Annotated in this window: 11 protein-coding genes; 9 read left to right on the top strand and 2 right to left on the bottom strand. The window is 68.4% G+C overall.

Annotated elements, in window-relative coordinates; translation table 11 throughout:
• The 8 genes from JMF90_RS00390 to JMF90_RS00355 form a co-directional block, all read left to right on the top strand.
• Positions 1–274: substrate-binding domain-containing protein (locus JMF90_RS00390; protein ID WP_201324924.1), on the top strand; the 274-nt coding region annotated here is incomplete at its 5' end.
• A 142-nt stretch (positions 275–416) separates the two neighbouring features.
• Positions 417–1124, top strand: a complete 708-nt coding sequence (locus JMF90_RS00385; protein ID WP_011548789.1) for a TetR/AcrR family transcriptional regulator — start codon at positions 417–419, stop codon at positions 1122–1124.
• 203 nt (positions 1125–1327) lie between these two features.
• Entirely contained in the window at positions 1328–2905 is a 1578-nt protein-coding gene (locus tag JMF90_RS00380) for a cellulase family glycosylhydrolase (protein ID WP_226292223.1), read from the top strand.
• Between the two features lie 113 nt (positions 2906–3018).
• On the top strand, positions 3019–4434 hold the full coding sequence (locus tag JMF90_RS00375) for a glycoside hydrolase family 1 protein (RefSeq protein ID WP_011548791.1): 1416 nt from the start codon (positions 3019–3021) through the stop codon (positions 4432–4434).
• A 43-nt stretch (positions 4435–4477) separates the two neighbouring features.
• Entirely contained in the window at positions 4478–5743 is a 1266-nt protein-coding gene (locus tag JMF90_RS00370; RefSeq protein WP_011694902.1) for a formylglycine-generating enzyme family protein, read from the top strand.
• A 33-nt stretch (positions 5744–5776) separates the two neighbouring features.
• Positions 5777–7588, top strand: coding sequence for a sulfatase (locus tag JMF90_RS00365; RefSeq protein WP_011548793.1), 1812 nt, complete (start codon positions 5777–5779; stop codon positions 7586–7588).
• Positions 7589–7730: 142 nt separating this feature from the next.
• Positions 7731–8669: a porin gene (locus tag JMF90_RS00360; RefSeq protein ID WP_011548794.1), complete on the top strand. Its 939-nt coding sequence runs from the start codon at positions 7731–7733 to the stop codon at positions 8667–8669.
• A gap of 183 nt (positions 8670–8852) precedes the next feature.
• Entirely contained in the window at positions 8853–9254 is a 402-nt protein-coding gene (locus JMF90_RS00355; protein ID WP_226292224.1) for a BON domain-containing protein, read from the top strand.
• Positions 9255–9308: 54 nt separating this feature from the next.
• On the opposite strand, the gene JMF90_RS00350 is transcribed toward JMF90_RS00355, so the two are convergent.
• Positions 9309–9968, bottom strand: a complete 660-nt coding sequence (locus JMF90_RS00350; protein ID WP_011548796.1) for a GntR family transcriptional regulator — start codon at positions 9966–9968, stop codon at positions 9309–9311.
• 113 nt (positions 9969–10081) lie between these two features.
• On the opposite strand from JMF90_RS00350, the gene JMF90_RS00345 reads away from it, so the two are divergent.
• Entirely contained in the window at positions 10082–10558 is a 477-nt protein-coding gene (locus JMF90_RS00345) for an OsmC family protein (RefSeq protein WP_011548797.1), read from the top strand.
• Between the two features lie 18 nt (positions 10559–10576).
• Here JMF90_RS00345 and JMF90_RS00340 read toward each other — a convergent pair whose 3' ends face one another.
• On the bottom strand, positions 10577–11527 hold the full coding sequence (locus JMF90_RS00340; RefSeq protein ID WP_011548798.1) for a LysR substrate-binding domain-containing protein: 951 nt from the start codon (positions 11525–11527) through the stop codon (positions 10577–10579).
• Positions 11528–11564 lie beyond the last annotated feature (37 nt).

Below are 11564 nucleotides of genomic sequence, written 5' to 3'. Positions count from 1 at the left end.
CCGGCGCGTGCCCGACGATCTGTCGATCGTCGGCATCACCGACATCCATCTCGCCCGCGACACGCGGCCCACGCTGACGACCGTCGCGATCCCGACCGCCGAAGCGGCCGGCCTCGCGGTCGAATTGCTCAATACGCTGCGCGAGGCGGCCGGGCAGGGCGACGACGCGTCGCGCGTGCGGGTCGCGTCGCTGCCGACGCTGGCGGTGCGCGGCACGACCGGGCCGGTGCACGACCGCGCACCGCGCCGTGCCGGCCGCGCGCGCCGCACGTAAGGCCGCGAACGGGCCAGGTGACGGCGCGAGGTTCGTTGGTAGAATTCGCATCCGTAGACAGCCGCCGGCGGCGATCCAGACCGCCGGCGGCTGCGCCCGACGGCCGACCCGCGCCCGCTTCGGCGCTCGACCCCATACGTGAATGAAGAAAACCGTCAAGACAGGTACGGCAACGGCTTCCGGCACGGCGCGCGCACGCCGGCCGACGCAGGCGGAGCGCAGCCAGGCGACGCGTGAGCGCGTCATTGCCGCCGCGATAGCGCTGCTGCACAAGGAAGGCTATTCGGGCGCGACGACGCTCGCGATCCGGCGCGAAGCCGACGTCAGCATGGGCGCGCTGCAGCACCAGTTTCCGACCAAGGCGGAATTGATGGCCGCGGTGCAGGAACGGCTCACCGGCGATCGCTTCGCGCAGTTCGAACGCGCGTCGCGCAGCGCCACGACGCCGCTCGAGCGGATCGACCGGATGCTCGATGTCGCCGGCGCGCTCATCGGTACGCCGCTGTTCGCCGCCAGCATGGAGATCCAGCTGGCGCGACGCGCCGACAAGGAACTCGACGAGGCCGTGGCACGCATCCTCCAGCCGTTCGACGACGGGTTTCGCGCATTGATGCGCGATGTCGTCGCGGGTTTCGACCGGGAGACCGCGCTCAAGGTCACGCAATTGCAGTTGCTGGGCGGATCGATGATCCGCGGGCTGACCATCGACGTCGTGACGGGCGGCGAACCGGCCGCGGCGCGGGCCGCGTTCGCGCTGTGGCGCGACATCGCGCTGCGGCAAATCACGGACATGACGCAATCCCCCGCGCCCGCGCCGACGAAAACCGACAAGCGCCGCGCTTCGCGCTGAGATTCCGCTGACGATTCCGGCCGCGCACGTCATCGTGCCGGCCGCGCCGCATTTCGAGACACCGCTCGGTTTGCTCAATTGACAAGCAATATAGCCTACTTGTATGTTGCGGCTCATGCATGTTCGTGGCTGCGCTGTTGCTGATGGCAATGCGTCGAACCGATACGCATGCCTGTGCGACCCGATCACGGATTCTTGCCGACATGACCCGAGCAACACACCTGTACCGAACCGCCGGCTTCGCCGCCGCGCTCCTGATGCTGTCCGCATGCGCGAGCATGAAGCCGCATGCGGCCGATGCCGATCGTGCGGATGCCGGCGCCGCCTCCGCCTCCGCCGTCTCGCATGCTGGCCGCTGGTTGATCGACGACGAAGGGCGCGTGCTGATCGTTCACGGCGTCAACGTCGTGGTCAAGCAGCCGCCGTATGCGCCGGAAGCCGCCGGCTTCGGCGCGAAAGAAATGGACCGGCTTGCGGCGGACGGCTTCAACGCCGTGCGTCTGGGCGTCGCGCAGCAACAGCTCGAACCCGCGCCCGGACGCTACGACGGCGCCTACCTCGCATCGCTCGCCCGCACTCAGCGGCAACTCGCGGATCGCCGCATCTACACGCTGCTCGACATGCATCAGGACGGCTACTCGCGCCGGTTCGTCTCCGAACGTCGCCGCGACGAAGTCGCGGCGGGCAATCCCGGCGGCGCGGAAATCAACAACGGCTTCGCCGACTGGATGGCGCTCGACGACGGCTTGCCGAACGTCAACCCCGGCCATCCGTACTACTACGTCACGTCTAAGGCGATCAACCGCGCGTTCGACCATCTCTACGGGAATGCGCGCGGGCCCGAAGGCGTCGGCCTCGCGGACCGTTTCGCCGCTGTGTGGCGGCATGTCGCCGCCGGTTTTGCGGGCCGGCCTTATCTGCTCGGCTACGAATTGCTGAACGAGCCGTGGCCGGGCACACGCTGGCTCGACTGTGCTGGGCCGCAAGGCTGCGCGGCGTTCGACCAGAAGGTGATGTCGGTTTTCAACCGCACGCTGCGAACCGCGATTCGCGATACGGATCGCGGCACGCTGGTCTTTCAGGAACCGAATCCGCTGTTCAATCTTGGTTTTCCGACGCAGCTCGACCCAGGCGATGCGCGCTCGGGTTTCGCGTTCCACAACTACGCGTCGAAGGTCGATCAGTTCGCGAAAGCCGTCGACACGACCCTGCCCGCCGGCCAGCCGCCGTTGTCCGGACGGCTTGCGCCGCTGCTCGGCGGCACCGACGCGGACAAGGAGGCGCGCGTGTTCGGCAATGCGCTCGCCCGTGTCGATGCGACCGGCGAGGCGTTGCTGATGACCGAATTCGGCGGCCTCGACGCGCCCGATCCGGCGGGGCGCCTGGTCGAGCGGATGGCGGACGCCGCGGACCGCGACATGATTCCGTGGATCTACTGGCGCTTCCCCGTTCCGGCCGATTCCACGGCTGCATCGTGGCAATCGGTGCGCGACGTGCTGGTGCGCCCTTATCCGCAAGCGATCGCGGGCACGCCGACACGCTGGCGCTTCGACCCGGCAACGCAGCGTTTCGAGCTGCGCTATGCGACGCGCCCGGCCGGCTCGGCGCTGCGGCCCGGTGCGCTGACGCAGATCTTCGTGCCCGACTACCGCTATCCGCACGGCTATCGCGCGCGGGTGACCGGGGGAACGGTCGAATCCGCGCCCAATGCGCGCGCGCTGCTGGTGGCCGCCCGCCCGGATGCGGCGGAGGTGATCGTCGAGGTCACGCCGGCGCCGTAATCGGCGCCCGGCGCAACGCGCACCATCCGCACGCAATTTAAAAGCAGTGTGTATTGCTTGATTAAGGCGACACCGCATTCCATACGGTCGTCCGTCGCTACCTGGAGACATCAATGCCCATCGATACGTCCATTCCGCGCTCGCCGGCGCGCCGCACCTTCCTGCGCGCCGGCGGCGCGGCCGCCGCCGGCCTGGCCTGCGCACCCACGTTCGCCCGCGACGACGGCATGCGTTTTGCCGACGATTTCGTGTGGGGCGTCGCGGCGTCGGCTCCGCAAACGGAAAGCCGGGAAGGCCGCGGGCGGAGCAACTGGGACGTGTTCGCGGAGCGCGCCGGCACGATCGCCGACGGCTCGACCAATGCGCGCTGCACCGAATTCGAGCGGCGCTATCCGGCCGATATCGCGTGGATGGCGGCCGCCGGGATTCGCGCCTTCCGCTTCTCGATCGCGTGGCCGCGCGTGCAGCCGCAAGGGCCCGGCGCGCCGAGCGACGCCGGCCTCGCCACCTATGACCGGATGATCGACACGATGCTCGCGCGCGGCATCGAGCCGTTTCCGACGCTGTTTCACTGGGATACGCCGGTCTGGGCCGGCGATTTCCGGACACGCGACATCGCCTATCGGCTGGCCGATTACGCCGATCGGGTGACGCGCCGGCTCGGCGATCGCGTGAAGCACTGGATCGTGCTGAACGAGCCCAATAGTCTCGCGCTGCGCGGCTACGGGATGGGCGTGCATGCGCCGGGGCTGCGTTCGCCGGAAGGCGTGTTCGCGGCGATGCATCACCAGAACCTCGCACAGGGCCTCGCATTCCAGGTGCTGCGGGCGAACCTGCGCGACGCGCGGATCGGCACGACGATCAACCTTCAGCCGGTGCGCCCGGCGGCGGCGCGCGACGAAGACCGCAAGGCGGCCGGCCTCGTCGACGTGCTGTGGAATCGTGCGTTCCTCGATCCGCTGTACGGTCACGGGTATCCCGAGCCGCTCGCGCATTCGCTCGCCGGCCTCGTGCGGCCCGGCGACATGGCCATCGTCGCCGCGAAGCCGGATTTCCTCGGGATGAACTACTACTCGCGCATCTACGTTCGCGCCAATCCGTCCGCCCCGTTCGGCGTCGAGCAGGCCGAGCCGCCGGCCGATCTGCCGCGCACTGCGTACTTCCAGGTCGAGCCGGACGGGATGACCGAGATGCTGCTGCGCGTGCATCGCGATTACGGCGCGCCGGACATCTACATCACCGAAACCGGCTTCGCGCTCGACGATCCGGCGCCGCACGACGGCGTCGTCGACGACGGCCCGCGCGGCGATTACCTGTCGTGCTATCTGCGCGCGGCGCACGACGCCTATCGGCAAGGTGTGCGACTGAAAGGGCTGTTCTACTGGGCCGCCACCGACAACTGGGAATGGGGGCAGGGGTTTTCGAAGCGATTCGGCCTCGTGCACGTCGATCTCGACACGCAGGTTCGTACACCCAAACGCAGCCTCGCGTACTACTCGCGATGCATCGCGCAGAACGCGGTGGCGTGATGCGCGGCTGCTTTCCTCATTCGTCATCGACCCTCGGCATCGCATGAAATCCCGTTCGCTCGCCCGGCGCCGCCCGCGCCGGATCGTACCGGCCAGCGCCGCGCCTCATTCCCCCGACTCGCCGACCTCCGACCGTCGCACGCTGTTGCCGCGCAGCTGGCGGGGCGTCCGGCTGGTGACCGCGCTGGTCGTCGCGTGCGCGGCCGCCGGCGCGGCGATCGGCTGGCTGTCCTCGGTAACGCCGTCCCGTGGCGAGGGCGCGCGCGCCGTCATTGGCAACGGACACGACGGGCCGCTCGACATGGCGTGGATTCCCGGCGGCACCTTCCTGATGGGCAGCGATGCGAAGGCGGCGCAGCCGAACGAGCGGCCGGCGCATCGGGCCACCGTGCGCGGCTTCTGGCTCGATCGTCACGACGTGACCAACGCGGAATTCCGGCGCTTCGTCGATGCGACCGGTTACGTCACGACCGCCGAGCGCAAGCCGGACTGGAGCGCGCTGAGGGCGCAATTGCCGCCCGGCACGCCGCGGCCGCCCGACAGTGCGCTGGTGCCGGGCGCGCTCGTGTTCGTCGGCACGGCGGGCCCGGTTCCGCTGGACGACTACGCGCGCTGGTGGCGCTTCCTGCCCGGTGCCAACTGGCGACACCCCGACGGGCCCGGCAGCACGATCGCGGGCAAGGACGACTACCCGGTCGTGCAGGTCTCGTACGACGATGCGCGCGCGTATGCGCAGTGGGCCGGCAAGCGGCTGCCGACCGAGGCCGAATGGGAATTCGCGGCGCGCGGCGGTCTCGAGCAGGCCGATTACGCGTGGGGCAATCAGCTCAAGCCGGCGGGTCGGCAGATGGCGAATATCTGGGAAGGGCAGCAGCCGCAGCCGTTTCCGGTCGTCGACGCGCGCAGCGGCAAGCCGGCAGCCCCGAGCCCGGTCGGCACCTATCCGCCCAACGGCTACGGGCTCTACGACATGGCCGGCAACGTGTGGCAATGGGTGGCCGACTGGTATCGGGCCGATGCGTTCCTGCTGGCGGTCGAGAGCGGCCGTCCGGTCGCCGACCCGCAAGGGCCCGCCGACAGTTGGGACCCGACGGAGCCCGGCGTGCCGCCGCATGCGCCGAAGCGCGTGATTCGCGGCGGCTCGTTTCTCTGCAACGAATCGTACTGCCAGAGCTATCGACCGAGCGCGCGGCGCGGCGTCGATCCCGAAGCTGGGATGTCGCATCTCGGCTTCCGGCTGGCAATGGACGAGCGCGCGTGGCTCGCCTGGCGCGGCCACAAGCACGCCGGCGCAAACGCAACGGATTGACCGGCCGAGATCAACGCAATCGAGGAGACGAACATGAATTCCCCCCTGACCCGGCGATTCCGCCGGCATATGCCGTCACGCGTCATCGCGTGCGCGATGGCCTGGCTGCTGATGCTGTGCGCCGGCGCCGCGCATGCCGGTGCATCGCGACCGAACATCGTGTGGATCACCGTCGAGGACATCACGACCTTCATCGGCGGATACGGCGACCCGCAGGTCAAGACGCCGAACATCGACCGGCTGGCACGCGAAGGCGTGCTGTACACGCATGCGTACCAGGTGTCGGGCGTGTGCGCGCCGTCGCGTTCCGCGCTGATCACCGGCGTGTACCCGACCTCGGTGGGCGCGCAGCATCACCGGACCGGGCCGGGCGAGATCTCGGTTCCCGGCGTGACGGCGAAGGACAAGCCGAACGGCGTGCCGGCGACCTATTCGGTGGTGCTGCCGCCCGACGTGAAGGCGTTCCCCGAGCTGCTGCGCAAGGCCGGCTACTACACGTCGAACAACCAGAAGACCGACTACCAGTTCGTGCCGCCGGTGACGGTGTGGGACGAGAACGGCCCCGCCGCGTCCTACCGCTATCGCCCGAAGGACAAGCCGTTTTTCGCGGTGTTCAACTTCTTCGTCACGCACGAGTCGATGATCACCTATCGCAAGGACCCGCTGCGCGCCGATCCCGCGTCGATCACGGTGCCGCCGATCTATCCGGACACGCCGGCGGTGCGCGGCGACATCGCGCGCATGTACACCAACATCGAGACGATGGACCGGCAGGTCGGCGAGCTGATCGAGATGCTCAAGCGCGACGGCGTGTACGACAACACGATCATCTTCTTCTTCGCGGACAACGGCGGCACGCTGCCGTGGATGAAGCGCGAGGTGCTCGAGCGCGGCACGCGCGTACCGCTGATCATTCGCTTCCCCGGCGCGCCGCGAGGCGGGTCCACCGATGCGCAGCTCGTGAGCGGCGTCGATCTCGCGCCGACCGTGCTGTCGCTGGCCGGCGTGCCGATTCCGTCGTACATGCAGGGGCAGGCGTTCCTCGGGCCGGCGCGCGCATCGGCGCCGCGCCGCTACGTGTTTGCCGCGCGTGACCGGATGGACAACGAATACGACCGCGTGCGGATGGTGCGCGATCAACGCTTCCGCTATCTGTACAACTACATGCCGGAGAAGCCGTACTACCAGCCGATCCGGTTCCGCGAAAGCATGCCGATGATGCGCGACATCCTGCGGCTGAAGGATGAAGGCAAGCTGCCGCCGGCCACCGCGGCGTGGTTCGGCACGAAGCCGGTCGAGGAGCTGTACGACGCCGATCGGGACCCGTGCGAGCTGCACAACCTCGCGGACGATCCGCGCTATCGCGCCAAGCTCGACGAACTGCGTGCCGCCTTCCACGCGTGGACCGATCGTTACGGCGACATGGGTGGCATACCGGAACCCGAAATGATCTCGCGGATGTGGCTCGGCGGCTCGGCGCCCCCCGCCACGGCGACCCCCGAGATCCGGCCGGCGCCGGGCGGCGTGACGATCGCATGCGCGACCCAGGGCGCGTCGATCGGCTACTGGGTCGAACGTCGCGACGACCCGGCGCCGCGCCTCTCGCACACCGTGCTCAGCTGGGACTTCGAACGGCTCGCCGGCGAAATGCTGCCGCCGAAGCTCGGTGCGCGCTTCGCCCATCTCGGCGATCAGCGGCCCGTGTCGCCGGCCTGGTCCGTGTACGACGCGGGGCGTGTGATTCCGTTGCGCCCCGGCGACGTGCTGCACGTCAACGCGATGCGGATCGGCTATACGGCCGCGACGCTCGACTACCCGTTCCCGCAGACGGAAGCGCGCCGCTAGCGCTTCCCGAACGCGTGACGGCCGGCCCGCGCGGATCGCCGCGACGCGATTCCGCGAGCCGGTCGACGCTGTCACATCGACCAGGAACATACCGAGGCGATGTCGCAACACTAAGTAAAACGAAATATATGGATGGAGACACATGAAGCGAATCATCGTGGTTTCGGCGTTGGCATGCGTTGCAGCAGACGCGGTCGCGCAATCGAGCGTGACGTTGTTCGGTTACATCGGCGCGGGCGTGCGCTGGACCGATGGCGTGAAAGGGGGGAGTCAGATCGGGTTCGACAACAACGCGATATCGGGCAACATTTTCGGCATCAAGGGCGCCGAGGATCTCGGCGGCGGCATGCAGGCGATCTTCATGCTGCAGAGCGGGTTCCTGACGGGCACCGGTGCGCTGGCGAAATCGCCCGGCCTGCTGTTCTCGCAGATGGCTTATGTCGGCCTGAGCGGCCCATACGGCCGCGTCACGTTCGGACGGCAACTGAACGCGCTCGAGGACATCGGCATTGCGCTCGACCCGAATTCCGCGCAAGGGCAGTCGCTGTCGACGATCCCCGGCGTGGTGTGGGGCGGCAACTTCTTCACGAACGATTCGCGCTTCAACAACACGATCAAGTACGTCGGCACGTTCGGCGGCGCGACCGTGCGCGGCAGCTATTCGCCCGGCGGGGTCGCCGGCAATCAGCGCGCCGGCTCGAACGTTGCCGTCGGCACGAGCTACCGGTTCCGGACGCTGTTGCTCGGCGCCGCCTATCAGACGACCTGGAACGCCGACGCATCGCAATGGGCGCGCACGATCATGGGCGGTGCGACCTGGCAGGTCGGCCCGGCCCGGCTCTACCTGAGCTACAGCGATCTCGCCGTCAGCGCCGCGAAGGCCGGCGCGCCGGAGCGGCGCGACCGGATTCCGGCGGTCGGGATCGTCTATCAGGTCACGCCGTTCCTGCAATTGTCCGGCGCGACCTATTACGACTTCGCGCAGAACCTGAAGAACACCGGCGGTGCGGACGGCCGCAAGCTGACGTCGTACGCGATGCTGCAGTACTTCCTGTCGAAGCGGACCAGCCTGTATGCGTAGTTCGATCGAAACGGCTTCTCGGGGGCCTACAAGAAGGATCAGACCAACATCGGCGGGCTGTCGCTGCGACCGGACGGACGCACGGTGACCGGCGTGTCGGTCGGCATGATCACGCAGTTCTGATGCGCGCGGCTTTAACGGCCAGCGTGTAGTTCGTTCTCCATCCTGTTGCGGAACTCATCCATGACTTATTCGAACCCTCGGGTTGTACTGATGCTCGCCGCGTTGCTGCTGGCGCCCGCCGCGCCGGCGCTGGCCCAGCCGTCGGCATCGCGCGCCACCGTGCCGGCCGTCGACGCGGGAAGCGATGCCGGTGTCGCCGGGACCGCCGCGCCGAACCGCGATACGGCGCGGGCCAGACGGAAATCGAACCGGCTGCTCGTCAAGCGCGTGGCCGCGGTGCTCGCGCGCACGCGCGGGCTCGATTCGAGCCGCATCCTGATTCGTGCGGCCGACGGCACGGTGACGTTGTCGGGCACCGTGACGGACAACGTGCAGATTCCGCTGGCGGTCAATGCGGCGCAGCAGGTCACCGGCGTGACGGCCGTTCGTAATCAGCTGCGTATCGGGACCCAGATCGAATAGCGTCGATCGCCGCGCCGGCCGGCGCACGTGACGTACACGCGCCACGCGCCGGCCTCAGCCGCCTTCGACGAGCCGCAGCACGATGCGTCGGGCCGAATCGAGATGCGCGACGGTCATCGCGCGGGCGCCGCGCGCATTGCGTTCGAGGCATGCCTGCAGGATGTCGTCGTGCTCGACCTGGAACGACGGCGTATCCGCGAGCAGCGTGGCCTGCAGGCGCTCGTAACGTTCGACCTGGCCGCGCAGTTCGGCGATCGACTTCAATTGCCGCGCGTTGCCGCAGCACGAATACAGCAACGCATGGAATTCGCGGTTCAGCTCGCCCTGCCGGCGCGGCACGGTTGCATCGCCGAGCAGCCGATGCACGAGTTCGGCGCGCGCGAGCGTTTCGTCGTCGAGCCGCTTCACGCTGCGGTAGATCGCATCGCCTTCGAGCAGCACGCGCAGATCGTAGATTTCCTGCACATCCGACACGCTCAGCATGCGCACGACCGCGCCGCGATTCCTGAAGATGTCGAGCAAGCCTTCGCGTTCCAGCCGCTGGATCGCCTCGCGCATCGGAATCCGGCTGATGCCGAACCGCTCGGCCAGATCGCGCTCGACGAGCCGCTCGCCGGCCGCCAGCTCGCCGTTGATGATCATGTCGCGCAGCGACGCGGCGACCGCGTCCGCCGTGGAGTCGAGTTTGGCTTCCATGCCTGCCTGTTTCGTCATTTTGGAATAATGGTATACCAAATGGCTATGCGATGCCACAATGATGGCCACCGGCGGGCGTCACGCAACGGCGTCCGGCCCCGGTCAGGCAACCGACATCAATGGAGAGCGAGATGGCATCGGGCGAACACCAGTATCGCGTCGTAGTGGAGTGGACGGGTAATCGCGGCACCGGCACGTCGGGGTATCGCGAGTACGGCCGCGATCATGTGATCCGGGCCGGTTCCAAGCCGGATATCCCGGGCTCGTCGGACCCGGCGTTCCGCGGCGACGCGGCGCGCTGGAACCCCGAAGACCTGCTGCTCGCGTCGGCATCGGCATGCCACAAGCTGTGGTATCTGCACCTGTGTTCGGAGGCCGGCATCCGCGTGCTGGCCTATGTCGACCACGCGGAAGGCACGCTGCTCGACAGCGGCGCAGCGGGGCGCTTCACCGAAATCGTGTTGCGCCCGCAGGTGACGATCCGGGTCGGCGACGATCGCGAACGCGCGGCGCATCTGCATCACGATGCGCATGCGAAGTGCTATATCGCGAATTCGGTCAATTTTCCGATTCGCTGTGAGCCGGTGATCGAGGTTGACGCGGCGTAGGAAACCGCGGCTGCGTCGTCATAGCCCGACGCCGTAAACCTCCCGCGCCGCCGCCCGAATCGCCTCCACCATCACCGTCACCGCCGGCGAATGCAGCCTGTCGGTGCGCGTGATGATCCCGAAATCGTCCATCCGGCAATCCATCTCCAGCGGCAGCACCGTGACGATGCCGTGCCGCGCGTAGTAGCGCGCGACGTCCTCGGCGAGCACCGCGATCATGTCGCTCTGTTCGAGCAGTTGCGTGATGAACAGCAGCGCCGAGGTTTCGACGAGATTCGCCGGCGGCGCGAGGCTCGCGCGCTGGAACACGAGTTCGAAGCGGTGCCGCAGCACGCTGCCGGCCGGCGGCACGACCCACGCGGCGCGCTGCACGTCGGCGAGCGCAACCGGCGCTTGCGCGAGCAGCGGATGGCCGGTTCGCACGACGGCGGCTACCGATTCGCCGGTCAGCGGCTCATAACGCAGGCGCAGTTTGTCGTGCTCGGCGGACAGCCGGCCGAGCACGATGTCGATCTTTTCCTGCGCGAGGTGTTCGAGCAGCACGTTGCTGGTGTCGATCTCGACCGACACGTGCAGGCCCGCATGCGTACCCTTTACCGCGGCGACGGCCGGCGGCACGAGCCGCAGGGCCGGCGACGTGATCGCCCCCACCGCCACGTGGCCGAGATGGCCGGCCTTCAGCGCGGCCAGCTCCTCGCGCGCCTGGTCGAGGCTGCCGAGCGCGGCGCGCGCGTGGCGGATCAGCGCGTCGCCGTACAACGTCGGCCGCATCCCGCGCGGCAGGCGCTCGAACAGCACCGCGCCGATCGACTCCTCCAGTTCGCGCAGCAGCTTCGACGCGGCCGGCTGCGTCATGTTCAGCGCGGCCGCCGCGCGGTGGATGCTGCCTTCGTCGGCGAGCGCGACGAGCAGCAGCAACTGGCGCGTCTTCAGACGGGCGCGGTTTCCCCACGGGCTGGCTTCGGTCATCGTACGGGTTTATATCGATATCGGAATCGATATCGTA

The sequence above is a fragment of the Burkholderia sp. E168m23 genome, assembly GCF_016586125.1.
In the GTDB taxonomy this organism is placed as follows: domain Bacteria; phylum Pseudomonadota; class Gammaproteobacteria; order Burkholderiales; family Burkholderiaceae; genus Burkholderia; species Burkholderia orbicola.
The sequence above is the reverse complement of the archived record's forward strand: the minus strand, read 5'-3'. Positions and strand labels throughout refer to the sequence as shown.

Bases quoted from the DNA above. Each gene is read 5' to 3' on its own strand.
- JMF90_RS00385 (WP_011548789.1), top strand. From the start codon at position 417: ATGAAGAAAACCGTCAAGACAGGTACGGCAACGGCTTCCGGCACGGCG.
- JMF90_RS00380 (WP_226292223.1), top strand. From the start codon at position 1,328: ATGACCCGAGCAACACACCTGTACCGAACCGCCGGCTTCGCCGCCGCG.
- JMF90_RS00375 (WP_011548791.1), top strand. From the start codon at position 3,019: ATGCCCATCGATACGTCCATTCCGCGCTCGCCGGCGCGCCGCACCTTC.
- JMF90_RS00370 (WP_011694902.1), top strand. From the start codon at position 4,478: ATGAAATCCCGTTCGCTCGCCCGGCGCCGCCCGCGCCGGATCGTACCG.
- JMF90_RS00365 (WP_011548793.1), top strand. From the start codon at position 5,777: ATGAATTCCCCCCTGACCCGGCGATTCCGCCGGCATATGCCGTCACGC.
- JMF90_RS00360 (WP_011548794.1), top strand. From the start codon at position 7,731: ATGAAGCGAATCATCGTGGTTTCGGCGTTGGCATGCGTTGCAGCAGAC.
- JMF90_RS00355 (WP_226292224.1), top strand. From the start codon at position 8,853: ATGACTTATTCGAACCCTCGGGTTGTACTGATGCTCGCCGCGTTGCTG.
- JMF90_RS00350 (WP_011548796.1), bottom strand. From the start codon at position 9,968: ATGACGAAACAGGCAGGCATGGAAGCCAAACTCGACTCCACGGCGGAC.
- JMF90_RS00345 (WP_011548797.1), top strand. From the start codon at position 10,082: ATGGCATCGGGCGAACACCAGTATCGCGTCGTAGTGGAGTGGACGGGT.
- JMF90_RS00340 (WP_011548798.1), bottom strand. From the start codon at position 11,527: ATGACCGAAGCCAGCCCGTGGGGAAACCGCGCCCGTCTGAAGACGCGC.